The organism is Bacillus mojavensis, from assembly GCF_012648005.1.
GTDB classification, from domain to species: Bacteria; Bacillota; Bacilli; order Bacillales; family Bacillaceae; genus Bacillus; species Bacillus mojavensis.
Genome location: NZ_CP051464.1, coordinates 2467243 through 2490549, shown reverse-complemented (window position 1 = coordinate 2490549; position 23307 = coordinate 2467243). Strand labels below are relative to the sequence as shown.

The window sequence follows — 23307 nt, the reverse complement described above, 5'->3', positions numbered from 1 at the left end:
CTCAGGCCTAAGGAGCAGGGAGAATGATAGAAAAACAGTATACAATGATCGCGAGTACAGGCTTCGCACGTGCAGCGGCCTTGTTAGTACGTGCGGCTTGTCAATTTAGCTCCAGTATATATCTTGAATATCAAGGGCAAGCTGTCGATCTGAAAAATACACCCAAGTCCCTCATTGATGTGATGTCACTAGGAATTAAACCTAATACCCACATTAGGATAAGAGCTAATGGCGTTGACGAGAAACAGGCTTTACAAGTGATAGAAGATCATTTGCAAAAAAACAAGTTCACAAAGAAATGATTGAAGAAAACCACTCTTTCATTTTCAGGGACTCGCTCCAAGTCCCCCTTTTTTATACGAGCGTTTTGTTAAATGTCTATCTTTAAAGAAACCAACTTATTTCTCTTCATTTTAAAGCCCAAAATCTTATAATTGGAAAGGGTAGGGTAATAAAAAAGGCATCCATAAGGATGCCTAAAATGAATCTTTACTGAATGATTACCTATTGCATCTTTTTACTGGTTTACAGCATGGATTTCTTAAGTCACTTCCACAATCATATTCCTCAACGATATTTTCATTCTCTACAGATTGTGTCACTGGATAATAATTTTCTACTCTTGTAACATTTCTATTAACATTAACAATATGAGTAGGCTGAACACGTCTAACAGTACGTTCATTGGTTGTCGTATTTACAACATTTCTTGTGGGAGAAACAATTGTTTCTACATTGTTGCCTCCGTTACCTCCATTACCTCCGTTACTTCCGTTACCCCCATTAAAACCATTAAAACCATTGAAGCCATTGAAGCTATTGGTACCGTTGTTCCCGCGACGAGAGCCGAACATGAATTCGTCCACACTTCTAAACCCACCGTTGTTGCAGCTCATCAAAATCACCCTCTCAAAAAATCTTGTCTTACAATATAAGTTATGATGAAGAAAAAAGGTTGTCCTAGACAAGAAACTCATATTATAAAAAATCCGCTATTATTTTAGGATTTCGATACACATGACAAGAAAGGGGCATAGTTTTCTATCATTTTAATTATATTTCCACCGTAGCTACGGGCCTGGAAGACCAATCAATCATTTTATACTTGATAATAGCAGTCCTGGTATTAAAATGACTTATATATTAAAATACTAATAATATTTCGAATTTTAAATCGAGGTGGGCTATGAAAACGATTGGTCTTATTGGCGGAATGAGTTGGGAGTCGTCGGCTGAGTACTATCGAATTATCAATGAGGAAATAAAAAAGAAGTTAGGGGGGTTACATTCGGCAAAGTGTCTTTTGTACAGTGTTAATTTTAAAGAGATTGAACACTTTCAATCAGAAGGAGCTTGGAATAAAGCTGGTAAAACCTTGGGGGAAGCAGCAAGATCATTAGAAAAAGCCGGAGCAGATTTTATTGTAATATGCACAAACACTATGCACAAAGTAATTAGTGATATCCAAGCAATGATCACAATACCTATTTTACATATTGCCGATGCAACTGCTGATCAAATGAACAGACAAGATATTCGTTCAGCAGGATTACTAGGTACCAAATATACAATGGAGCAAAATTTTTATAAAACTCGTATTGAGACTCATGGCATTAATATTATTGTGCCTAATGATAATGAAAGAGAATTAATAAATAATATTATCTATCAAGAACTATGTTTGGGTGAAATTAAACAGTCATCGAAAAACATTTATCACACCATCATAAATAATTTGATGAATAGAGGAGCGGAGGGAATAATTCTCGGATGTACTGAAATTGGATTACTAGTAAAAGCTGAAGATTTCAAAGTGCCAATATTTGATACAACCTTAATCCATGCTCGAGAAGCAGTGAATAAATCTCTTTCGATTTCATCTTAGAATCAGTTCCTTCCTATACTCTAAAACCGTTTTTTAAGAGCGGTTTTTTTATTATGTTTATACAAGTCATAAAATAGGAGGCTCTTTATAGGGGTGATAATATTATGATCCTTTCCACTGAAAATTGTGTTTGAAGATATTGAAGACGCAGCAAGGTCTCACTAACACAATAGATAGACTTTGAAAACAATTGCGTAGTGAGGTGAGTATATCTGTTCTTATATACTAAACGGTATACCTATCCAGTTTTAGACATGACACGGGTGACGAGTTCAGGAATCAGATGACAATCCTGAAGCCTATGCCTAGGCATAGATTGATGATGACCTTACTTCAGCTGTTACAGATTTTTGAAATAAAAAACCAAGGTGATTCATTTCATCCATCCTTAAAGCTAATGAATAATAATGAAAAACAAATTTATGTAGTTCTTTATTTTTCAGTCTAATGATGTAGATTAAATAAGCTAAATGTAGAAAGAATTTGTTTCTCATTTTAGATATATTAAGAGAGGGGGTGTGAATAATGAAAATAAAAAATCTTGAAATATTTGTTTCTCATTTTAATCAAACTGTAAGCTTTTATAAAGATATCCTTCAATTTAAAAGGCTGGCGTTAACTGATACATTAGCCACATTTCAAGTGGGAGAAAGCATTTTAACCTTGCATCAAGACGAAGTGAATCGCTATTACTATCATTTTGCGTTTAATATCCATTCGAATATTTTCGCAGAAGCTAAAGAATGGCTGAAAAAGAAGGTTAATTTACTTGAAGAAAATGGTGATGATGAAGTATATTTTGCAAATGCAAAGGCAAGATCGATATATTTTGAAGATCCAGCAGGTAATATTGTTGAGTTTATTTCTCGATTAGAAACCTCTCCGGAAACGAGGTCAAAAGAATTCACGCCCGACAATGTAATAGGGATAAGCGAGATTGGTTTATCTACGAATCATGTTAAAGAATGTTTTGACTACCTTTTAAAGTTGGGAATCCGGCAAAGAAATGATGAACCTTTCTCAAAAAACCATTTACATTTCATGGGGGAGTATAAAGAAGGAGTCTATATTTTATTAGGTCCTGTCGGAAGAAGGTGGATATTCTCGGATAAATACAGTATAGATGCACCACTTATGATTGAAACTGACCGAGGGATCATCAAAAATTTTGATGAGTAGTCAAGCTTTTAATTGGTGTGTGACATATCTTTCATGCATTATTTTTGCTTGCATTGTCATCCCTATATTCCCGAATTTTATCCTCTCTTCTGTCGGAAAATTCAGTAATAATGGCACTTCTCATATACCTGTGTGATGGTAATATGATCAATATATGTAAACGAAAGGAGCGAAGATGGTCTGCCGAATCATTCCTGAACTGAATGTAAGAAAACCAGACGCAGGACATTTATTATGAGGAGGAGTATAAGTTGAGAAAGTTAAAAATGGCAAGTTTATTAACCGTTATGATGGCGTCATTCTTCATTTTTTCTAGTCATGCACAAGCAGTTCAGTATTACACTGTCTCAACAAGCAGCGGTGCTCCCGTAAATATGCGCAGCGGCCCAGGTACAAGTTGGGGGATTGTAACGACTATTCCGAGCGGAACCCGCATCCCGATCTACTGCTACAAAACCGGTACAACTGTAACTGGAAAGTATGGAACGAGTAATATTTGGAACTACACAGAACGGACGCTTGCCAGCGGGGAGATCGTTCCTGGATTTGTCTCTGATACATATATGTATACAGGATCAGACGGCCCGGTAGTTCCTAAATGCAGCTGGTAGCATATGTTCTATCGTTTCTAAAATGAAGAAATTGAAGAAAGAGGGATGACATTGACTAAACTGAAAAAGCTGAGTATGTTAACCGTTATGATCGCATCATTATTCATTTTTTCCAGTCAAGCACTTGCCGTTCAGTACTTTACAGTCTCAACAAGCAGCGGTGCGCCTGTAAATATGCGCAGCGGTCCAGGTACAAACTATCCTATTATGCTTTCCATTCCTAGCGGTTCACGTGTTCCTTACTATTGTTACGCTTATGGGACGACTGTTACCGGAAAGTATGGAACGAGTAATATTTGGGATCAAATCCAGTGGAAAGATTCACGTGGTGTCGTGAACATTGGATATGTTTCTGACACATATGTCTACACAGGCTCAGACGGCCCTGTCGGTTACAAATGCAACTAGCTATATAATTCGTACAATAGAGTCTCTTCAAGAGAAACCATACCAACAATATTGGTATGGTTTTTGCTATTATTATGTCTTCCGCACCTGCATTTGTGAAATGCCGCTATCGAGCGCTTCATCCATAATACAGAACGCGGTCTTTTCATCTGTATCGACCCACCTAAACATAAACGGCTGACCCGCAATCCTGTTCTTCCTAAAAAGGTATACTTCACAACAAATCTCTCCTCATGGACTATCATAGATTTTCGTATTTTAAAAGAATATCTGATTAACGAAGTAGGATTCTAATGAAATCGCCATCTGCTCCCGGCAACATTCAAGCGAGATTTTCCCTTTGATTTTTGACCAAGATAATTGTATAATACAAATCGTAATTATTTCGGTTTGGGAAAAGGAGTGTTGTAATGAAAATTTTATTTGCAAAGAGATTAGGGATATTTATGATTGGTTTATTACTAATATTGGCAGGATGTCAGACTTCAGGTTCATCTAAAGGTGAGTCTAATAAAACAGCAACATCATCCTCAGCAGGTGAAGAAAACTCTTCTAACACGCAAGAGCAAACATCAGAATTTCATGATCATGATCACGATCATAGCCATAGTCATAGTCATGCACATGATGAAGAGACAGAAAAAATTCATGAAGGCTATTTTAAAAACAGCCAAGTAAAGGATCGTTCACTTTCTGATTGGGAAGGAGACTGGCAATCTGTATATCCATACCTGCAAGATGGCACTCTGGACGAAGTATTTTCATATAAATCAAAACATGAAGGTGACAAGACAGCTGAAGAATATAAAGAGTATTATAAAAAAGGGTATAAAACAGATGTTGACCGTATTGTAATCCAAAAAGATACTGTATCGTTCTTCAAAAATGGAAAAGAATATTCAGGTAAGTATACGTATGACGGGTACGAAATTCTAACATATGATGCGGGCAATAGAGGGGTAAGATACATATTCAAACTAGCTAAAAAAGCTGAAGGACTTCCTCAGTATATTCAGTTTAGCGATCATAGTATCTACCCGACTAAAGCTAGCCATTACCATCTGTATTGGGGTGAGGACCGTGAAGCTTTACTTGATGAAGTGAAAAACTGGCCTACCTACTACCCGTCAGAAATGGACGGACACGATATTGCCCATGATATGATGGCGCATTAATTGAGAAGTAACCTGGCCATGAAGTAGGGTATTTCTTTTGCACAAAAGGTCCATTTTTTCCTGTGGAAAATTTGATTAGTCTTCAGGGAGGTTTAATGCAATACAATACCTCCTGTGTTAGCTGCTGACTCCTCGTCAGCAGCTTTTTTGCCCTCTTTCGTTTTTATCCGTTTCTTTCTCTTCGCAACGGGATTGACGGCTCATTAACAAAGTTAAGATACGTAATAAATTAACGGTTGGGTAAAAGCTTTTTGGAGATAGGGTGAAGAGTAGGGGAGAGTATGAGGAAAAAATGAAATGACTAAAGATGAAGAAGCACTTGGTAGTGGCTTTATTTTCTCTGGTATTATTTCAAAGTTCTGTGAGTGTATGTTATGCGAACACAATAACGAAAGCAAAAACAGTAAGAGAAAAAGAACCAATGGTTTAAAGCCAACGGTTCTTTTTCAATGTCATATTTAAAGCAGGAACATTGATTAAAATGTGGCATGTGTAGCCGTGAGTTGAAAGCAGTTAACGGTGCAACCGTTCTATTGATAACAGCACTCCATGCTTTGAACAACAAGAGACATGCCGTACTCGTTAAAGCAAATATCATGAAAAAACGATGTAACCGGGAATGCTATATATCTACACGCGATTTTCTTCTTGTAGCGTCGTTCCTCTTCCTATCGAACGAAAGCGCGGGTGTTCGGCAAGTATGGAGCTTCTCATTTCTTTTACTGCTGGATGGTCTGATGCAAAGAACTGAAGTTTGGACTCGTATAGCTCAACTAATTTTCCGTTATCTAGAACACCTAATGTGTCACTCAATTGATAAGCGGCTTTCAAATCATGCGTAATAAAAAAATACGATAACCCAAACTCGTCTTTGAGCTCTTTTAACAAATCGAGTATAAGCGTTTGGGTAACCATGTCCAGACTGCTGACTGATTCGTCTAAAACGATCAGTTTCGGTTTGAGCGAAATTGCTCTGGCGATATTGATCCGCTGCAATTGCCCGCCGCTGAATTGGTGCGGATATTTTGTTAAATCATTTTCACTTAGGCCTACTCTTTCCAACAACTCGATAATGGTTCGTCTTTGTTCCGCCGCAGTGAGGGTTTCATAGTTTTCTAATGGTTCTGCAATAATCTGCTCCGCCGTCATTCGCGGGTTGACGGACGAGTATGAATCTTGAAAGACAGCTTGAAGGTCACGGCGGATTTTTCGCCGGATCGATTTATCTACGCTATACATATCATGGCCTTGAAAAAGGATTTGACCTGATTGCGGCCGTTCTAAACCAAGCAACACTTTTCCCAATGTACTCTTACCGGCTCCACTTGGCCCAATCAAGCCTAAGCATGTACCCTTCTCAATCGAAAAGCTGACATCGGATAGGACTTGTTTAGATTGAAATTTCCATTTGAATAATGAACGCTCCGCATAACGATGAGAGACTTCTTTCACTTGTAATAAACTCACTTGTTCACCTCATTAAAATGCCGCTCTTTCGTCAAATTGACCCAATGGCACGTTCATCAATTGGCAATGTCAAACGTGCCCCTAATAGCTTCTTTGTATATTCATGCTTTGGTGCATCAAACAGCTGAAACACATCTGCTTTTTCTGCGATTCTTCCTTTCTGCATCACAGCGACTTCATCCGCCATTTCAGCAATGACGCCCAGATCATGAGATATAAGCAAAATCGCCGTTCCACATTCAGAGCGCATGGCGTCTAAATGTTTCAGCACGGCCTTCTGATTATTTACGTCTAATGCGGTTGTGGGTTCATCCGCAATGAGAATGCTTGGATGTAAGCATACAGCGGTTGCAATCATCACCCGTTGAAGCATTCCGCCACTTAATTGAAAAGGGTAAGATTTTAAAAGTTTAATAGGATTGGATAAGCTCACATTATGCAACGCTTCGATTGCAAGCTCCTTTGCCTGCTTTTTGTTAAAAGACGTATGAGAGCGAATCGTTTCAATCATTTGATGACCAATCGTAAAAACGGGGGTAAAAGCGTTCATCGGATTTTGCATAATATAGGCAATTTCTTTGCCGCGTATTTTGCGCATTTCTTTATCTGCCAATCCGTTTAATTCTCGGCCTAGTAGTGAAATGCTTCCTTTCACCTTGGTTGTTTTCTGATCAAGCATCTGAAGAATGGACATGCCTGTTACTGTTTTTCCACATCCGCTCTCACCAATCAGGCCAAGGACTTGACCGCGCTTCAGTTCGAAATTGACGTCTTGCACAAGAGTAGAAACTCCTTTGTGCGTTTTGGCCTGTACATGCAAATCTCTAACTTGCAGCACCGGTGATTGTTCTGTTCCCAACTTCCTCATTCCTTTTTATCATCGACGTTTGACTCCGTATCTTTCTGATAAGCTCTCGCCCAATAAATTGAACGTTACAACCACAATCATGATCATCATCCCTGGATAAATCATCAACTCAGGGTTCGTTCGGATATACGATTTACCTTCATGAATCATCGCTCCCCATTCCGCAGCCGGTGGCTGGACGCCTAATCCAAGAAACGACATAGCGGATATGTCCATAATGGCCCAGCCCATTTCCAATGTACCCATGACAACGAGGGGAGGGAGCACATTAGGTATGATATGTTTTTTCAGAATCTTCCATTGTGATGACCCATTGATTTGTGCGGCTTTTATAAAGTTCTCCTCTTTCAGACTAAGCACCATTCCTCTAAAGATTCTCGCATAATAGACCCATTGCACAAGCATGAGGGCAAGAATGACTTGAGGAAGTCCAGGTCCGAATATGCCCACTAGACCAAGAACTAAAATTAAGTTTGGAAAGGCCATCACACCATCACAACATCTCATTAACAGATGATCAATCCATCCGCCTTTATATCCTGAAATCGTACCGACGATGAGACCGATCACAAGTGAGGAAATAAATATGAGCACTGCAAATCCCAAAGAAATTCGTGTTCCGTACAAAAGGCGAGATAAGTTGCATCTTCCTAAATGATCAGTTCCTAAAGGGAACTCCAAGGATGGAGGGTGCAGCTTATATGCCAAATGAACAGAAACAGGGTTATTCGGCGCAATCCAAGGGGCAAATACAGCGATGAGAAATAGAATTGATAATATGATGATACATGCTGTTATCACTTTTTGACTTTTACATATCATGCGTATGCTTGTGATCATCGATACTGCCCTTCTTTCCTGGAAATGCGCGGATCAATAAACATTTGAATGAGATCAACGATTAAGCTACTCAATATAAAAAATGTGGCGGCTATGAACACATAGCATTGAATGACAGGGATGTCACGATTGAAAATGGCCTCAATAAAATAACGGCCAAAGCCAGGCCAAGAAAAAACCACTTCAACAATAATGGTTCCGGTGAGAAGTTTGCCAAGATTCATTCCTAGGCCTGTAATCATCGGAGAAATGGCCATTTTCAATACATGCTTAGCCATAATGCTTTTATTCTTCAAGCCTCTGATTTTTGCGTATTGTACATATGGTTCTTGCAGGTTTTCTATAACACTGGCGCGCAAAAGTCTTGTATACATTGCAATTAAAGGAAGCGCCAGCGTCAATGACGGCAGTACGAGGTGCTGCCATGTCCCAATTCCTTCTACTGGAAAAAGATCTAATTGAACTGAAAAGAAAAAAACCAACATATATCCTAACCAAAAAGTCGGAATGGATGCCCCGAAAAAGGAAATGAAGCGACTGATATGATCAATTGCGCGATTTCTTTTCATTCCCGCAAGGAAGCCGAGTGGAACACTGACAACCACCGCGATCAATAAACTACCAAGCGCAAGTTCGATCGTTGCTGGCATTCGGAGTGTAACCTCGTCCCAAACCGGCTTATTCGAAACATAAGAAATGCCGAAATCGAATTGGCATTTCTTCAAAATAGAGTTTACATATTGAATAAAGAATGGTTGATCTAAGCCAAACTCATGTCTTTTTTGCTCTAGGATGTCATCGGTTGGCTGGATATGCGCTGCGGCTACATACGCTTCAGCCGGGTCAACCGGTGAGAGTTGAATCATTCCAGTTGTCAAAAGTGTAGCTAAAAGAAACACTGGTATGATGGACATGATTCGTTTCAATATATAGATGCCCATAAAAGCCTCCTACTGCTTAATGCGAATACCTGTAAATGGATGTTCATCACGGTTGGCAGGGAAAGTAAAGTCTGTAATATTCTTTTGGTAGATCGCTGTCTTTTTTATATAAGAGATAGGAACGATGGCTCCCTGATCTTGAAGGGATGTTAAAATAGATGAGTAAAGATGTTGACGCTCTTTTTTATCAGTTGTTTCAGGAACTTTTTCCATCTGCTTCAATAGCTCATCCTTGTTTGGATATGCCGAAATCGCTTCATTAAATCCAAATCCTTTTGACGCGACAATGTTTACAAATGTATGCGGGTCATAAGGTGCGCCATAGTTGCTAAAGAAGTTCATATCAAATTCATTCGCTTTGAACCGTTTAACCTGAGTCGCCAATTCTACTCCTTCAAGATTCAACTTCACCCCGATCGCTGCCCACTCTGCTTGCAGCGTTTCTGCCATTGCTTTTTGAATGGATTCCGCTGAATCATACATTAAACTAAATTCAAGAGGCTTTCCGTCTTTCTCTCGCACCGTCTTGCCATTCGGAAGCTTCCAACCTGCTGCATCTAATAACGCTCCCGCTTTTTCCGCATCATATTTCACTGGCTTTACATCAATATCAGACGTGTATGGTAAGGTTGTCGGCAAAATATAATCTGCTTTTTCTTCTAATCCGGAGGTAATGCCTTCCACCATGGCGTCTTTATTAAAACCATAGTGCAAGGCTTGGCGAACACGTTCATCAGAAAGCTGTTCTTTTTTTGTATTCATGACAAGCTGTCTCGTCGCCACCGGTTCGGAAAGGCTTGTTTCATATTGACCTGTCGATTGCAGCTGCTTATATGCATCCAAACTGATGACGCCTTCACCGTAAATTAAGTCCAGTTCACCTTTTTCAAATGCAAGTACTCTTGTTTCTGCATCTGGGATGACTTTCACCTTGATTTTCTCGACTTTAGGCTTTTCACCCCAATAATTTTCATTGCGTTTAAAAATCGCATATTCATCGGTTTTATGCTCTTCCAATACCCATGGGCCCGTCCCGACCGGTTTTGCTACACCTTTTGATGTATCGCCATCCTTAGGGAACCCAGCCTCTCCTAAAAACCGAACAGGCCGTACAACTGCAAGCTCCTGAATGGTTGGATAATATGATTCATTCAGGGTCAATTGAAATGTATGATTATCGATCACTTTTGTTTGAGCTATTTTTGTAATAAATCCTAACCAGCTATGTAACTCAGGATGTTTTAAAATGGAGTCAAAATTCTTTTTCACGATTTTTGCATTAAATGTTGTCCCATCAGAAAATGTTACATTCTTACGCAAATGAAACGTATACACTTTGCCGTCATGAGATATATCCCAAGACTCAGCCAAATGCGGTTTAAGCTTTCCTCCCGCTTCATAAGAGACCAAAGGCTCGTACACCATTGACTGCGTAAACAATTGGGAAGGATTATAGACATGTGGGTTTATTTCTCCTATATCTCTAGGCCAAGCAATTGTGACCATATTGTGAGGAGCTTTCTTCTCTGTTTGTCCTGCATTTGTACATCCTGCTAATAAAATAGAAAAAATGAGTATCGATACGAAAGTAAATTTAATTTTCAAACGAATCTTCCCGCTAAGCATCTGTATTTCCCCCTAATTGATGTTGATAATCATTTTCATTTTAAGGAGGCAGCATACCCTTGTCAATGTAAGAATATAGGTATTGTTTTGGAACCTGATGTTCTGCCAACGGCAGTGGGCAGTAATCGCAACAAAAACAAGTAATTGATTTCGAAAAGGGTAACAAGTAATCCTTCGAATAATTAAGATGCAACCGACTTAACATAACCAGAACGGGAAAAGTTGTCATATATTACTATCTTTTGATAGTGGAGAAGATCTCTCCGAAAACTGAGGAGTTGGAAAAACTGAGTCAAATTAATCTACTGCTAAGATTTTCACTTGAAGTGCTGCAGTCATGTTCATAGGGGGTGTGTGCTTAGAATATGCTTTAACTTTAGCTTTACCAATTGTAGTGATTTATTATCTGGGCCATATTTGCAGGCAATGATCCTAGTCGAAGCGGTCAAACTGTAATAGCCGTAAACAAGATTATTTATTGAATTATTGATCTTTGTAACTTTTTTTGTTTTATATTGCTACACTATATAACTTCAGCTGAGCGTATAAAATGGCTCTGGATCAATATGAATGATGTAAGGTAAAACTGTGGACGTTTTAAAAAAGCTCATAGAGTTTCAGAAAGATGCAGATTTGTAATTTATATTTCCCTGGTACAGAAACATCAGGATAAGGAGTTAATCACATTACAAAACGCCATAAAGATTTCTTATGGCGCTTAGCCGAACAGGGAGGTGCTGCTACGGAGGAGTTAGTCTAGATTTAACTTAATATCTAAAGAAAGCTGCTCCGACAATGATTAACAAGATGAATAACACCACGATTAACGCGAAGGAACTACCGTAACCATTAGACATATTGCCACCTCCTTTAGTGAGGATAGTATAAGATATGCCAAACGATAGTTTTCGACATAGATTTACGTCTAAATAAGAAAAAATGAATTTTTTGTCTAAAAAACAAATTTAAACGCCATAAAAGTTTCTTATGGCGTCAAACAGAACAGGGTGGTACTCCTGCATATCGGTTAAATAGGAACCCCTTCTGGATAGCCTCCGAAGAAAGCTGCTCCAACAATGATTAGTAAGATGAATAGCACCACGATTAATGCGAAGGAGCTACCACAACCATTTGAGTATCCCATATGTCCACCTCCAGTAAAAAAGGATAGTACATGATATGCGGGTCGAGTTCCTTTGAAAGGGATGCTAGTTGAAATGAAATTTAAAATGATACTTTAGTCTAAATTGAAATAGAGATCATTGTTAGGCAAGTATTGTCCACATCGGATCTTGCCAGAGTTAAGGCTGCTATAGAAGCAGAATGGAAGGCGTCGGACGGGAAATCAGGCTCAAGCCAAACAAGTGCGGCCAAGAAAAAAGACCATTAAGCCCAAGCAGCAAAAAAACGTCTTATACGCTGCCGTCTGGCATTTTCAAAGTGAAGGGCCCAACGAGAGAGGGGAAGGTAACACAAATTCAAAAAGTACTGGCGGCAACCAAGATAAAGGAGCGAACAATACCGATATAGACGGCATTTATGGAACGAAAACGAAATCGGGATTTGAGTCTCTCTTGAAATAACCTGGAGATAATACGTCGGCACACAATTATATACCTGCTCATTTTTATATGCACCTCTACTTGGATATTATGTTCTAGGTAGGGGGCTTATTTTTGTTTGTATCTCAGGCTGTTACACTCCTTAAAGAAAACTTTTGCTCATGGGAACTACATTAATGTTGTACATTATTAAAAATTTTATCCTAATTCTTATGTAATATGTGTTTCTTTCTGATTTGGAGTGTATACATAATTAGCAATTTAATTATAAATTGTGAAGAAATAAACCTTCTCAACTGATGAAGCATTACAGCTCTACACTTAACCAAACGATAAACTCGAAGGATTGGATTAAAAAAGAGTTGTATTCAGATATTAATTTGGGTATATTGTATATAAAGTATATATACAATATGACAGCGGGGTTTTATATGCAAATTATCATTTCCAATCATTCAAAAGAACCTATTTATGAGCAAATTTATACTCAAATTAAAAAACATATTTTGACCAATGAATTACATGCAGGGCAATCCTTACCTTCAATGCGACAGTTAGCGAAGGATTTGGATATAAGTGTTATTACAACAAAACGTGCCTATGAGGAACTGGAGAAGAACGGATTCATATATTCGGTTGTTGGGAAAGGTTCTTTTGTATCGGAGCAGGATAGTGAGATGATGAAAGAGAGAAAAATGAAGGTAATTGAAGAGCAATTGTTGACGGCAATTCAAAACAGTAAAGAAATTGGCATCTCACTTACAGAATTAAAGGACATACTTACACTGTTATATAGGGGGGAAGAATAGTGGAAAATGTTATTGAATTAAAACATGTGTATAAATCATTTGGTGATTTTCAACTAAAAGATATTTCAATGACAGTTAAAAAAGGATTTATAACTGGGTTTATTGGTGGTAATGGTGTTGGAAAATCTACAACGATTAAACTTATGATGAACTTATTGCAACCAGATAGCGGGTCAATATCAATATTTGGGCTAGATCATAAAAAACATGAAAAAGAGATTAAGCGACGGATTGGCTTTGTCTTTGATGAAAATATGTTCTACTCACACTTAACATTTGCAGAAATGAAGAAGATGATAAGGCCCTGCTATATGAATTGGGATGATAGCCTATTTAATTACTATGTTGAAAAATTTGAACTGCCGTTAAATAAAAAGATTAAATCATTTTCTAAAGGAATGATGATGAAAGCTTCTTTATCAATAGCCTTATCACATCATGCAGAGTTAATTATTATGGATGAACCTACATCGGGGTTAGACCCAATATTTCGCAGGGAGTTTCTAGATATACTACATAATATAATGCAAGATGGAAAGAAAACGATCTTCTTTTCTACTCATATAACAACAGATTTAGACCGTATTGCAGATTATATTACTTTTATTCATAATGGCGAGCATATTTTCACAAAGAAATCGTATCAAATTCAAGAAGAGTACGCCATTGTAAAAGGAGGCATGGAGCTATTAGATCGAGATACAGAACAGGAGTTCATCTCCATTCGGAAATCTAATGCTGGTTTTGAGGCATTAACAGCCAATAAAGCACGGGTAGAAGATGTGTTTGGTGATTTAGTATTGATCGAAAAACCAACGATTGAAGAGCTGATGTTCTATACAAAGAAAGGGGCTAAGTAAGGTGTTTCACTTAATAAGAAAAGATATCATTTTACAAAAGAAATCTCTTATGATATTACTGCCTGCTTTATTTGTTTATTTAACGTTAAATATATCATATATCTGGTCAGGTTTTTTATTTAGTATTGTCATAATAATGAACGCTTTTTCAATGGATGAAAAAGCCCGAATAAATACTCTGCTGAATTCATTGCCTTATACACGAAGGGAAATTGTTAGTTCAAAGTACATTGGGGTACTTATTTTTACTTTGATTGTAGTTTTTACAATTTTCATAGGAAACTTGATCATTCATAGAGAACTAACAACATGGATAGATCTAATGTTTATCGTATGCCTTGTGATGGTATCTGCTTCATTTATCTTTCCATTTAGTTATCAGTTTAACAGCCAATATTTGTTCAAAGGCTCACTTATCTTACTTGGTATTTATATGGTATTAGTTAATACTTTGTTCCGAAATTTGAATGATATAATCAGAGAATGTGTTCGAATATTATTATCATTACAAAATCTTAATGTTTATTTCTTAATTCTGTTTTCGGTTATGATTTTATATGTTTGTTCTTGGCTTCTATCGATACGTATTTATAAAAATAAAGTATTTTAAAGGAAGGGTGTAGAATTCTACAGAAAGAGATTTTTACTGATTGGTTTAATCATCCCTATTCTCATATGTTGCAAAAGGAACGGTATCTTAAATCATTTTTTCATTTCGCGTAAATGCATGATGAGGATTTCATTATTAATTACAAAAGGGGGGAGCATAGATTTTCTCTCACTGATTGATTAAATAAATGCTGGGTCAGCTTCCTGTAATATATGTTCAAACGGGGTACTGCGCATGTCTTAGAAGCTCCTGAGCATGGCAGAACAGTGAACCAAACTGTAAAGGGCAGCTTTGCGCGGATTAATCATCAGATAGATTTGAAAAAACCCACTAAAATGTGGGTTCTTTGTATGCGCTAACGGGGGAATAACTATTCTTCATCTTCAAAAAAACCGAATAGTTTTTCTTCATCATATTCATATTTACGTCCTGGATTATCTGTATCTCTTTCGTGCTGTAAAAGAACTTTATAGTTTTTTCCCTTTGAAGATTCGTTTTCAGTAACACTTAGCACGGTTACTTTATCGTTCTCATATGTCTTTGCAAAAAGTCTAATCTCCTCAATTGTATCCTTTAAATCTGTTTCATCACCATTAAAAAAGTCTAAAGAAACTTCAGTTGTGTATTTTTCAATCATGGCTAGCTCCCTGCAAAAAATGTATTAGTTCTTAAAGGATAACGGAAATTGTGTATTTTTACTACTGTCAGCTGTATTGATAATGACACGATGATGAGTCGTAGAGGTATCTTTTGTGCTGATATTTTTATTAAATTGCTTTCTATAGAAAGTCCGCCATGGACCGCCTTTATCACGAGATGACCAAGCTTGATCAGGCTGTGTCATTGTTAATCTTCTCAGTTCAGCAACATCTACATCTTTTCCATATTGAGTTCTATTACTTGTAGATTTTCGACTTGCGTCATACTTGTGTCTTTTATACGCATGTTCATTTATAAAATCTTTTTTAATCGTGCCACCATTCTTTTTATAAGGAACATCTTTAGTGATTTTAGGTTTTTTCGGTTTAGGCTTCGGTTTAGGTTTTGGCAGCTTTTTAAGGATTTGAAACTGAGGTGAGGCCTTTTCTTGATTGGTTACTGCTGTTGTAATTGATGATGATTTTTCTTCTGTATCTGTTAAAGAAACTGAGGTTAATTTGTTGTTATGTACAACTAAATTTAACTTTAGAATAGTGGTTTTGTTATCAATATTAGTATAGAAATAACTTACTTGGTTCGTGGAATTTGGATTAAAATCGCTTGAATTGAATAATTCTAATAACTCTTCCTCAGTTATAAGCTTTTTGCCATTTTTATCAACAATTTTATTTAAGCCGTTAATTGATGATTTTTGGAGATGCGCACTTTCTACTCCTTTTGCTTTGACTTCATTACCCCCATCAATAGCAAATATAGAAATAAGTAGACTGAAAGTAAGTATTGTCAATAAAACTTTCTTCATGTTTTTTCCTCCCTTTTATCTGTTACTCAAGTATTATAACGTAACCGACAAGAAAAAAAAGTATTTTTATCATAAATTTTCAATTGATTGAAAAAAATGATAAAGGAATTTGGGAGAGATATGCTTTTTTATAAAAAGTGATTAATTGAATTGTATAATATTCATAGTTTTGCGAACCATATTACATTGAGGTTATTTTCTATCTAATCAGAGTCAAAGACGGAAAGCCTGCGGATACTTAACTTACAGAATACGTTGTTTGGTGTCCGTTTTTTATGTGTTTAAAAAGGAGGACGTTTTATGTTATACAGCAGTTGAAAGAAACAGGTCATGCACATTCGGTACACCAGCATATCCGCAGGTACTCGAGCATTTCAGCAAACAATTCTTCTTCCCCCAGGAGACCAAATTCATAAGGTTATATGCATGTGGAATAAAACAGGCTTCTCCGTGAAAAATCTATTGGATTTACAAGAAGTCTCCTTCTTTTCATATTAATCTTCAAATTTTAATAACAATTGATGAATGATATTAGAGATACAAGTAGGTGTTTTTATCATCCCATTGTTAATCCATTCCTCTATAATTCCTACTACACCTGAAACGATAAATGTTGTTTCGAATTTCTCAGTTTCCGTAATTGAATTTGCTGATTGTCGTATCATGCTCAATTCCTCAATTACTTTCCTTTTAAAAAACTCTTTCAGTTTGTTGGTTGAAAGGACATTCATTTTTGGTTTTGTTAACAATGTGAAAATTTCGACGTTTTGATATATGTATTCTGTAGTTTTTTCTATAAAGGTCAGCATGCTTAGTGGATCCTCACTTGGAAATGATGAATCATAAAAGCTTCCTAGCTGTTCAAATATCTCGTCTTCGATCTGCTCATACAAGTCAAACACATCTTTGTAGTGAAGATAAAAGGTGCCTCGGCCTATATCGGCTTTTTTAGATAAATCGGAAACAGTTATTTTGTTGATTTCTTTTTCCTGAAGCAACTTTAAAAAGGCATGTTTTATAGCACTTTTTGTCTTGATTGATCGTCTGTCCCCCATAGCGTCCTCCGTTAATATACAATTCATCATGTAGTGTTCATTAATGAACATATACAGCTAAATTGCAGATTGATACTCAAATTTTCTTCCCATTATAATGAACATGTGTTCATGAGTCAAAACATGTTTATTGGGAAAGGAGGTGTATCAATGTTTCTTTATCGGCAAGCAAGAGCTGATGAATGAAGCAAAGTGGCAAAGCTATAAAACGCGGAGAAAAAAGGTCGTCATTTATTTTTGAAATGCATAAAGTACTAACAAAAGCATATTTTAATAAGCATTTCTGTTTTTTAGCAAACAGAATTCACCAATACTGATCTAAACAGATCATTTTACAAAGAGAACGGCTTTGAAGAATTTAGTGAATCCCGTATCAGGCGATTTGATTATGAAATTTGTAATTGGGGATTTAAAAGAAAACCTTTTTAAAACATATAATTAGGAATCTTTTTTGTGGTAGATAATGTTTTAAGTATTTCTATTTTTTTAATTATGGATGAGATTGATTGATCGAAGCCTTCATGAAATGAAGGCATTCAGATCAATAGAAAGCTTTACAAATCGTACTGATTTTATATTTAGAGATATCATAACCTTTAATGAAGATGGAGGTTGAATGAATGTCTTCAAAACATAAAAAGAATGTAACTATTTTGACGGAAAGTCAATTGTCTTCCAGGACATTTAAAGATGAAGCGTATGATATTTACAAAGAATTGCGAGAATCACACCCTCTCTACCCATTAGCTTTAGGAACTCTGGGGGATGGCTGGCTCCTAACAAGATATGATGATGCAGTGCATTTATTAAAGAATGAAAAATTAAAGAAAAACTATGAGAATGTAATTACTGCAAAAGAAGAAACACGTCCTGTTCTATTGAAGAATGAAGAACCTTTAACAAAGCATATGCTTAATTCAGATCCCCCCGATCACAATCGCTTGCGAACTCTTGTTCAGAAGGCATTTACTCATCGGATGATTTTGCAGTTGGAAGACAAAATCCAACATATAGCAGACTCTTTATTAGATAAAGTACAGCCCAACAAATTCATAAATCTAGTAGATGATTATGCGTTTCCTTTGCCGATTATCGTGATAAGTGAAATGTTGGGCATTCCCCTAGAAGATCGTCAAAAATTCAGAGTTTGGTCGCAAGCAATTATTGATTTTTCAGATGCCCCTAAAAAACTTCAGGAGAATGACCAAAGGGTAGGGGAATTTGTTGAATATCTGGAATATTTAGTTCGTAAAAAAAGGAACGAACCGGCAGGAGATTTAATCAGTGCCTTAATTCAAGTGGAAAGTGAAGGCACACAATTAAGTACAGAAGAACTGTACTCGATGATTATGCTGCTTATCGTTGCAGGTCATGAAACAACCGTAAACTTAATCACCAATATGACATATGCTCTGATGTGTCACGTTGATCAACTAGAAAAGCTTCGGCAGCAGCGGGACTTGATGAATTCAGCGATAGAAGAAGCATTGCGGTTCCACAGCCCTGTTGAGTTAACGACTATTCGCTGGACAGCTGAACCGTTTAAACTGCATGGGCAGGAGATTAAACGGAAAGATGTGATCATCATTTCCTTAGCATCAGCAAACCGTGATGAAAAGATATTTCCAAATGCCGACATATTTGATATAGAAAGAAAGAACAACCGCCATATTGCTTTTGGCCATGGCAGCCACTTTTGTCTTGGTGCACAGCTTGCCCGCTTAGAATCAAAGATTGCTATTTCCACTTTATTACGCCGCTGTCCAAATATACAGATAAAAGGCGAAAAGAAACAAATTAAATGGAAAGGGAATTTTCTGATGAGAGCACTTGAAGAACTGCCGCTCAGTTTTTAATTTTTTGGACGATATGTAATTTTCAGGCATTTCTCATTTTTGTGGACAGAGATATAGATGTTACTTGGTTGGGATACAAATACTGATGATGGACCACTGAAACGTAAGATTAAGAAATTAGAAGATAATAACAAGCAACTTAGGGATCAATTGAAAGTTGCTTACGCAGAGGTATATAAAACATTTTAGTTTATGTCGAGAACGATGTTCACCTTCACTGCTTGTTCAATTAGAGGAAGTGATTCTTCCTTAAGGGAGATCACTTTTTCTTATTCGACTAAAGCAGCAGTTTAGCGGAAGAAGGAGAAAAATCAGTTGACTTACTTGAATACTAAAAAGGTGTAAATCGTGGTTAGTAATACGAAGGATTGAAAAAGAAGAACACGCAGCAGATTCATTTGCTCTTGTTGGGGGGCAAGTGTTGACAACTCTATTAGCTGGCTTAATTGAAGAAGGAGTATAAAACCTGTATCAATGATGTTACTAGGTATCTACGACACAGGTTTTATATTTAGGTAACTAATATTCTTATATATTTAACAATGCATTTATTATGATGCAATCGTTCACTCTATTTCTGCTTTCAATTTTTCGAACCACTCTAAATTAACCAAGTGATGTGAACGGGAATTTTCGTTCATACGGCGAAAGTAATTGATTGTGCCGGGAATTTCTTGAGTGATGGACAGGTATTCATCAAGGAGCTCGATTCGAGTTTTAGTCTGGTCGATTTGTGATTGGATCAGATCCAGTAATTTATTTTTGTCGAATTCATCGGCAAAGAGTAACGCCCCATAAAATTGCAGGTTCACATATTCCGATTTGGTGCCGTATTTGATCATTAATTTCTCGAATTCTGCCCTTCCTGATTCTGTGACTTTAAAGTTACGGATTTCACGCCCGCTGGTTGAGGGTTTCTGCTGAATCTGTTCAATAAAACACTTTTCTTCAAGCTGCTGCAGATTGTAATAAAATGAACCTTTCGTGAAGTTAACAATGTATTTGTAATGACGTTTTTCCATTAAGGCCAGAAGTTCATAGCCGTGTGCTCCGGGATTTTGGATAAGCAAGCCAAGGATAAGTAAGGGAATTATGGTTTCATCACCTCCGCCATCCGCGCCTCAAATTCCGCGTACGTGATTTTACCCGAAGCCAAATCCATACTATGAAGGTAAATCTGTTCTGTTTTAGAATAGTCACCATTCACTTTCAGTGATTGCTCCTCTCCCGAAAGGGGTTTCAGGATATGGTACTTTTTCGAAAAAGCCTCGAAATAGCGGTAACCGAATTTGCGTTGTGAAGCTGCGTCTAAATGAATGCCATCAGGATTCGCAGTCAAACCCGCTGCAGTAACAAAATAACAATTCTTTTTTTCATTAGCAAAACGCAGCGATTGTTCATTAACCTGTCGAAACTCAGTCGCGTGCTGCCCAAAACCGGTCTTCCCAAGAAAGTCACCAAGCCCTCCAATAATCAACGGTACCTCATCAAGTTTCAACTCGTTTCTTAGCGTCTCGATGATAAGAGTTAATTTCTCGTAATACGTTTCATGTAGCGAACGATAACTGTCACTCTCACCTTGGTGCCAAAGGATTCCACAAATTTGACTGGACCGGAGGGCGAAGCGGGCTTCGGACAAAGCATGCTGAAAAAGGACGCCTTCCGGATGCCAGTCATTCAATGAACTGCCACCTTCCGCACAAGGGATCAAGCCAATTTCTTCATCGGGATGAGCTTTCGACCATGCATCTGCAAAAGATGCCGCCAGGCCAACGCCGGAAACCGGACGGTCGTAATTAATCGGCTCAGTCATCATCTGCCACTGTCCATTGCGCAGCACTTTTATTTTTTCATTATAGATAGGGTCTACTTCATTCAAAAATCCACGGCCCGCCATATTCGACTGCCCCAACATTAAAAAAGACTTTATCATCTCATTTTTCACTTCTTTACATCAATATTTTAGTCTAATTAGACTATAGTCGATTCAGTTTGTCTTGTAAAGTTTTAATAAGGTTTTACTTTTATTATGAGTATGTATGAAAAACAAACTAACATTGAAAATTTGGTGGATGTATTTGAGAAATAGCAAGTTCTTTTGCTTTTTCTCATCCAACTATCGGGGGCTTTAGTTCAATAACGTTCTTCCACAATCGGGCACGATTATTGAACAAGAACTAAAGGAGTGATACATATTAGTCATGTATAATATGTATTACTCCTTATTTTTTATGGCTTTTTTTGATTTAGGTCTTGATAAACAATGAAAAAACAACAAAAACCCTGTCATGTAAGGGTTTCTATGAGGTTCAAAATCATTTTTCATAGAAATACGTTCAATGATGGGGATATATCTCAAATGAAATGGATTGTTAAAAAGGGAGGGCTATGTTGAAGGGGTTAAATATCAATAAAAAATTTTTAAAAAGGTTAATGATTGTACCAATTCTATTCATTTGTTATGTTTTATTTTTAAATCCTGAAGTTATACTTGAAGAGCAATGTCCTAATAAGCCTTATAGTGTAACAATCGTAAAGCACGGGACAGGTATATTTGACAAGAAAGTTGTTCTAATAGAAGATCAACGGAAAAACAGTAGCTGTTGGGGATTTGGTGTTTTTTGAGAATTTTGACAGAGATATAGACGTTACTTGGGATACGAATACTGATGATGGAACTTGGTGGATAGATAAAAGTGTACATTTAACCATGATCTATGATAAAAATTTTAAGGGGGATTTAGACAAGAAAGATATTGATTTTGATTTTGGTATTGTCCAATAATAATGAAGCAGTTTATTTAAAATAGGAATTAAAAGAACCGCCAGTCGCGGTTCTTTTGTGTTCAGATTTAAACTGACTTAGGAGCGGTTTTTTCTTTCCTTACAAATACCATGATTCCAGAAATGATCATAAGTACTGCTGGTATTAAGTAGAACCAATCAATACAGATAAGTCCTCCAATCCCTGAGATAAAAAGTAAAACACTGCTCAACCTTGGTTTGAATAAGACAACAATTGAAGCGGTAAACCCAACGCATGAAAAGATCAAAGATCCCCATGCCCCTACAAGGAGGTCGCTTGTCATTTCAAAGTATCTGATCAAATGAAAAAATAAATCAAGGTAAGCGATACCTAAAGCTAGGATGGATGCTACAACACCCAATAGGCTCCCTGTCAAACTTAAAAAAAACTCAATGGTTCTCTTCACAATAAACGCTCCTAATGTAAGTATTTACTTTCTTAGCTCTTTAATTGAGGTGAATTGAATTGGTAACAATAGAAATGATCTTATCAACTAACCGGTCTTTAACATTATCAATTGTACTAATGAAGGTACAAAACCATATTGAAATCTTTTAATTTTTGCCTTATCATTATTCGTTTCTTTGTTTATCAAGACCTAAATTGTAAAAAGTCATATAAAATAAGGAGTGAAACATGTTATACATGAATAATATGTTTCACTCCTTATATTTTTTGTTCAACAATCGCATTGTTTTAATTCTAAAAGAAAGATATACCGTTCTTATGTCACAAACGGAGCAGGTTAGCTGATGAAGAGCAATCAATGTAGAAACGTTGACAACTAAAACACAACCATGATATATTTAGCCCGCTAAATATTTTTCGGCAGAGGAGGTTCATCTTTGAAGGTTAGTGTGGACTGTGATATTCGTATGTCCTTGGATAAAGTTTCTTCCCAAATGCGTCGGAATTATAGTGAAAGCCTTAGAGAACTCAATCTTTATGTCGGCCAAGATAATTTACTCTCGCGTTTGTGGTTGGGTGATGGAATAACACAAATGCAGCTATGTGAACATTTAAAATGCGAACCGCCTACAGTAACAAATATGGTTAAATCGCTAGAGCAGAATGGTTTCATATACCGTAAACGTGATAAAGAAGATGCAAGGGTTATGCGAATTTATCTAACGGACAAAGGCAAAGATTTAGAAGAACCTGTTAGAATGAAATGGAATGAACATCAAGAAAAATTACTACAGTCAATTTCAGCCGAAGAACGCTTAATATTAAGGGATTTAATAAAGCGTATGGAGAAAAACTTATCCTAAGTTTTCTCTCAAATAT

The 23307-nt window shown here is 36.9% G+C and carries 27 protein-coding genes and 4 pseudogenes; 15 read left to right on the top strand and 16 right to left on the bottom strand.

The features are described from left to right. The first annotated feature begins 23 nt into the window (after nt 1-23). The gene (locus HC660_RS13095; RefSeq protein ID WP_168748315.1) at nt 24-302 is read left to right on the top strand and encodes an HPr family phosphocarrier protein; all 279 of its coding nucleotides are present in this window, start codon (nt 24-26) and stop codon (nt 300-302) included. A 198-nt stretch (nt 303-500) separates the two neighbouring features. On the opposite strand, the gene HC660_RS13090 is transcribed toward HC660_RS13095, so the two are convergent. Further along, nucleotides 501-866 carry a CotD family spore coat protein gene (locus HC660_RS13090; RefSeq protein ID WP_244956462.1) on the bottom strand — a complete coding sequence of 122 codons (366 nt, stop codon included), beginning with the start codon at nt 864-866 and terminating at the stop codon, nt 501-503. Between the two features lie 320 nt (nt 867-1186). Between HC660_RS13090 and HC660_RS13085 the strand changes: the two genes are divergently transcribed. The 4 genes from HC660_RS13085 to HC660_RS13070 all read left to right on the top strand — a co-directional run bounded on the left by HC660_RS13085 (nt 1187) and on the right by HC660_RS13070 (nt 4083). After that, nucleotides 1187-1885, top strand: coding sequence for an aspartate/glutamate racemase family protein (locus tag HC660_RS13085; RefSeq protein WP_095713405.1), 699 nt, complete (start codon nt 1187-1189; stop codon nt 1883-1885). 525 nt (nt 1886-2410) lie between these two features. Next, entirely contained in the window at nt 2411-3064 is a 654-nt protein-coding gene (locus tag HC660_RS13080; protein ID WP_168748313.1) for a toxoflavin lyase-like VOC family protein, read from the top strand. A 251-nt stretch (nt 3065-3315) separates the two neighbouring features. After that, the gene (locus HC660_RS13075) at nt 3316-3675 is read left to right on the top strand and encodes an SH3 domain-containing protein (protein ID WP_010335061.1); all 360 of its coding nucleotides are present in this window, start codon (nt 3316-3318) and stop codon (nt 3673-3675) included. A gap of 51 nt (nt 3676-3726) precedes the next feature. Further along, a complete protein-coding gene (locus HC660_RS13070) occupies nt 3727-4083 on the top strand; it encodes an SH3 domain-containing protein (RefSeq protein ID WP_024122261.1) in 357 nt (118 codons plus the stop codon). Nucleotides 4084-4182: 99 nt separating this feature from the next. Here the strand turns inward: HC660_RS13070 and HC660_RS13065 are convergent. Continuing rightward, a pseudogene (locus tag HC660_RS13065) lies at nt 4183-4301 on the bottom strand (aldo/keto reductase); the annotation flags it as partial. A gap of 192 nt (nt 4302-4493) precedes the next feature. Here HC660_RS13065 and HC660_RS13060 point away from each other — a divergent pair. Together HC660_RS13060 and HC660_RS13055 are read left to right on the top strand one after the other, a co-directional pair. Next, the gene (locus HC660_RS13060) at nt 4494-5258 is read left to right on the top strand and encodes a metal-binding protein ZinT (RefSeq protein WP_168748312.1); all 765 of its coding nucleotides are present in this window, start codon (nt 4494-4496) and stop codon (nt 5256-5258) included. A gap of 297 nt (nt 5259-5555) precedes the next feature. After that, nucleotides 5556-5720 (top strand): hypothetical protein, encoded by a 165-nt coding sequence (locus HC660_RS13055; RefSeq protein WP_168748311.1) that lies wholly within the window; start codon nt 5556-5558, stop codon nt 5718-5720. A 168-nt stretch (nt 5721-5888) separates the two neighbouring features. Here HC660_RS13055 and nikE read toward each other — a convergent pair whose 3' ends face one another. The 7 genes from nikE to HC660_RS13020 all read right to left on the bottom strand — a co-directional run bounded on the left by nikE (nt 5889) and on the right by HC660_RS13020 (nt 12144). Beyond that, nucleotides 5889-6725, bottom strand: a complete 837-nt coding sequence (gene nikE, locus HC660_RS13050; RefSeq protein WP_168748310.1) for a nickel import ATP-binding protein NikE — start codon at nt 6723-6725, stop codon at nt 5889-5891. Nucleotides 6726-6756: 31 nt separating this feature from the next. After that, nucleotides 6757-7584, bottom strand: a complete 828-nt coding sequence (nikD, locus tag HC660_RS13045; RefSeq protein ID WP_010335058.1) for a nickel import ATP-binding protein NikD — start codon at nt 7582-7584, stop codon at nt 6757-6759. 18 nt (nt 7585-7602) lie between these two features. Beyond that, nucleotides 7603-8433, bottom strand: coding sequence for a nickel ABC transporter permease subunit NikC (gene nikC / locus HC660_RS13040; RefSeq protein ID WP_010335057.1), 831 nt, complete (start codon nt 8431-8433; stop codon nt 7603-7605). After that, nucleotides 8430-9374 carry a nickel ABC transporter permease subunit NikB gene (gene nikB / locus HC660_RS13035; RefSeq protein ID WP_010335056.1) on the bottom strand — a complete coding sequence of 315 codons (945 nt, stop codon included), beginning with the start codon at nt 9372-9374 and terminating at the stop codon, nt 8430-8432. Before nikB ends, nikC begins: the two co-directional genes overlap by 4 nt. Before the next feature lie 9 nt (nt 9375-9383). Further along, nucleotides 9384-11000, bottom strand: coding sequence for a nickel ABC transporter substrate-binding protein (gene nikA, locus HC660_RS13030; RefSeq protein WP_168748309.1), 1617 nt, complete (start codon nt 10998-11000; stop codon nt 9384-9386). Between the two features lie 767 nt (nt 11001-11767). After that, nucleotides 11768-11881 carry a YjcZ family sporulation protein gene (locus tag HC660_RS13025; protein ID WP_411802355.1) on the bottom strand — a complete coding sequence of 38 codons (114 nt, stop codon included), beginning with the start codon at nt 11879-11881 and terminating at the stop codon, nt 11768-11770. 146 nt (nt 11882-12027) lie between these two features. After that, nucleotides 12028-12144 carry a YjcZ family sporulation protein gene (locus tag HC660_RS13020; protein ID WP_010335054.1) on the bottom strand — a complete coding sequence of 39 codons (117 nt, stop codon included), beginning with the start codon at nt 12142-12144 and terminating at the stop codon, nt 12028-12030. 849 nt (nt 12145-12993) lie between these two features. Between HC660_RS13020 and HC660_RS13015 the strand changes: the two genes are divergently transcribed. The 3 genes from HC660_RS13015 to HC660_RS13005 are packed head-to-tail and all read left to right on the top strand — an operon-like array spanning nt 12994 to nt 14841. Continuing rightward, nucleotides 12994-13371, top strand: a complete 378-nt coding sequence (locus HC660_RS13015; RefSeq protein WP_168748308.1) for a GntR family transcriptional regulator — start codon at nt 12994-12996, stop codon at nt 13369-13371. After that, nucleotides 13371-14231, top strand: coding sequence for an ABC transporter ATP-binding protein (locus HC660_RS13010; RefSeq protein WP_168748307.1), 861 nt, complete (start codon nt 13371-13373; stop codon nt 14229-14231). The genes HC660_RS13015 and HC660_RS13010 overlap by 1 nt, the downstream gene beginning before the upstream one ends. Nucleotide 14232: 1 nt before the next feature. Next, the gene (locus HC660_RS13005; protein ID WP_168748306.1) at nt 14233-14841 is read left to right on the top strand and encodes an ABC-2 transporter permease; all 609 of its coding nucleotides are present in this window, start codon (nt 14233-14235) and stop codon (nt 14839-14841) included. Nucleotides 14842-14980: 139 nt separating this feature from the next. Here HC660_RS13005 and HC660_RS21280 read toward each other — a convergent pair. Next, nucleotides 14981-15073, bottom strand: a pseudogene (locus tag HC660_RS21280) (ImmA/IrrE family metallo-endopeptidase); the annotation flags it as partial. On the opposite strand from HC660_RS21280, the pseudogene HC660_RS13000 reads away from it, so the two are divergent. Next, nucleotides 15063-15200, top strand: a pseudogene (locus HC660_RS13000) (XtrA/YqaO family protein); the annotation flags it as partial. The pseudogenes HC660_RS21280 and HC660_RS13000 sit on opposite strands and share 11 nt — an antisense overlap. Before the next feature lie 11 nt (nt 15201-15211). Here HC660_RS13000 and HC660_RS12995 read toward each other — a convergent pair. The 3 genes from HC660_RS12995 to HC660_RS12985 all read right to left on the bottom strand — a co-directional run bounded on the left by HC660_RS12995 (nt 15212) and on the right by HC660_RS12985 (nt 17358). Beyond that, nucleotides 15212-15478, bottom strand: coding sequence for a hypothetical protein (locus HC660_RS12995; RefSeq protein WP_168748304.1), 267 nt, complete (start codon nt 15476-15478; stop codon nt 15212-15214). Nucleotides 15479-15502: 24 nt separating this feature from the next. Beyond that, nucleotides 15503-16303, bottom strand: a complete 801-nt coding sequence (locus tag HC660_RS12990) for a Hook-associated protein 2 (protein WP_168748303.1) — start codon at nt 16301-16303, stop codon at nt 15503-15505. 494 nt (nt 16304-16797) lie between these two features. Then, nucleotides 16798-17358 carry a TetR/AcrR family transcriptional regulator gene (locus tag HC660_RS12985; protein ID WP_095713391.1) on the bottom strand — a complete coding sequence of 187 codons (561 nt, stop codon included), beginning with the start codon at nt 17356-17358 and terminating at the stop codon, nt 16798-16800. Between the two features lie 620 nt (nt 17359-17978). Here HC660_RS12985 and HC660_RS12980 point away from each other — a divergent pair. Together HC660_RS12980 and HC660_RS21105 are read left to right on the top strand one after the other, a co-directional pair. Continuing rightward, nucleotides 17979-19214, top strand: coding sequence for a cytochrome P450 family protein (locus HC660_RS12980; protein ID WP_168748302.1), 1236 nt, complete (start codon nt 17979-17981; stop codon nt 19212-19214). Nucleotides 19215-19310: 96 nt separating this feature from the next. After that, a pseudogene (locus HC660_RS21105) lies at nt 19311-19403 on the top strand (DUF6262 family protein); the annotation flags it as partial. A 377-nt stretch (nt 19404-19780) separates the two neighbouring features. On the opposite strand, the gene HC660_RS12970 reads toward HC660_RS21105, so the two are convergent. After that, the gene (locus tag HC660_RS12970; RefSeq protein ID WP_003237203.1) at nt 19781-20308 is read right to left on the bottom strand and encodes a PadR family transcriptional regulator; all 528 of its coding nucleotides are present in this window, start codon (nt 20306-20308) and stop codon (nt 19781-19783) included. Continuing rightward, nucleotides 20305-21147: a sialate O-acetylesterase gene (locus HC660_RS12965; RefSeq protein ID WP_168749473.1), complete on the bottom strand. Its 843-nt coding sequence runs from the start codon at nt 21145-21147 to the stop codon at nt 20305-20307. The genes HC660_RS12970 and HC660_RS12965 overlap by 4 nt, the downstream gene beginning before the upstream one ends. Nucleotides 21148-21605: 458 nt before the next feature. Here HC660_RS12965 and HC660_RS21100 point away from each other — a divergent pair, with 458 nt between their 5' ends. Further along, the gene (locus tag HC660_RS21100) at nt 21606-21839 is read left to right on the top strand and encodes a hypothetical protein (protein WP_244956461.1); all 234 of its coding nucleotides are present in this window, start codon (nt 21606-21608) and stop codon (nt 21837-21839) included. A gap of 227 nt (nt 21840-22066) precedes the next feature. Here the strand turns inward: HC660_RS21100 and HC660_RS12955 are convergent, their stop codons facing one another. Further along, a complete protein-coding gene (locus HC660_RS12955; protein ID WP_168748301.1) occupies nt 22067-22426 on the bottom strand; it encodes a hypothetical protein in 360 nt (119 codons plus the stop codon). A gap of 439 nt (nt 22427-22865) precedes the next feature. Between HC660_RS12955 and HC660_RS12950 the strand changes: the two genes are divergently transcribed. Next, entirely contained in the window at nt 22866-23291 is a 426-nt protein-coding gene (locus HC660_RS12950) for a MarR family winged helix-turn-helix transcriptional regulator (RefSeq protein WP_010335038.1), read from the top strand. Nucleotides 23292-23307 lie beyond the last annotated feature (16 nt).

Excerpts from the sequence above, each read along its gene's own strand:
- HC660_RS13095 (WP_168748315.1), top strand. The coding sequence starts at position 24 with ATGATAGAAAAACAGTATACAATGATCGCGAGTACAGGCTTCGCACGT.
- HC660_RS13085 (WP_095713405.1), top strand. The coding sequence starts at position 1,187 with ATGAAAACGATTGGTCTTATTGGCGGAATGAGTTGGGAGTCGTCGGCT.
- HC660_RS13080 (WP_168748313.1), top strand. The coding sequence starts at position 2,411 with ATGAAAATAAAAAATCTTGAAATATTTGTTTCTCATTTTAATCAAACT.
- HC660_RS13060 (WP_168748312.1), top strand. The coding sequence starts at position 4,494 with ATGAAAATTTTATTTGCAAAGAGATTAGGGATATTTATGATTGGTTTA.
- HC660_RS13055 (WP_168748311.1), top strand. The coding sequence starts at position 5,556 with ATGACTAAAGATGAAGAAGCACTTGGTAGTGGCTTTATTTTCTCTGGT.
- nikC (WP_010335057.1), bottom strand. The coding sequence starts at position 8,433 with ATGATCACAAGCATACGCATGATATGTAAAAGTCAAAAAGTGATAACA.
- nikB (WP_010335056.1), bottom strand. The coding sequence starts at position 9,374 with ATGGGCATCTATATATTGAAACGAATCATGTCCATCATACCAGTGTTT.
- nikA (WP_168748309.1), bottom strand. The coding sequence starts at position 11,000 with ATGCTTAGCGGGAAGATTCGTTTGAAAATTAAATTTACTTTCGTATCG.
- HC660_RS13020 (WP_010335054.1), bottom strand. The coding sequence starts at position 12,144 with ATGGGATACTCAAATGGTTGTGGTAGCTCCTTCGCATTAATCGTGGTG.
- HC660_RS13015 (WP_168748308.1), top strand. The coding sequence starts at position 12,994 with ATGCAAATTATCATTTCCAATCATTCAAAAGAACCTATTTATGAGCAA.
- HC660_RS12995 (WP_168748304.1), bottom strand. The coding sequence starts at position 15,478 with ATGATTGAAAAATACACAACTGAAGTTTCTTTAGACTTTTTTAATGGT.
- HC660_RS12990 (WP_168748303.1), bottom strand. The coding sequence starts at position 16,303 with ATGAAGAAAGTTTTATTGACAATACTTACTTTCAGTCTACTTATTTCT.
- HC660_RS12985 (WP_095713391.1), bottom strand. The coding sequence starts at position 17,358 with ATGGGGGACAGACGATCAATCAAGACAAAAAGTGCTATAAAACATGCC.
- HC660_RS12980 (WP_168748302.1), top strand. The coding sequence starts at position 17,979 with ATGTCTTCAAAACATAAAAAGAATGTAACTATTTTGACGGAAAGTCAA.
- HC660_RS12965 (WP_168749473.1), bottom strand. The coding sequence starts at position 21,147 with ATGATAAAGTCTTTTTTAATGTTGGGGCAGTCGAATATGGCGGGCCGT.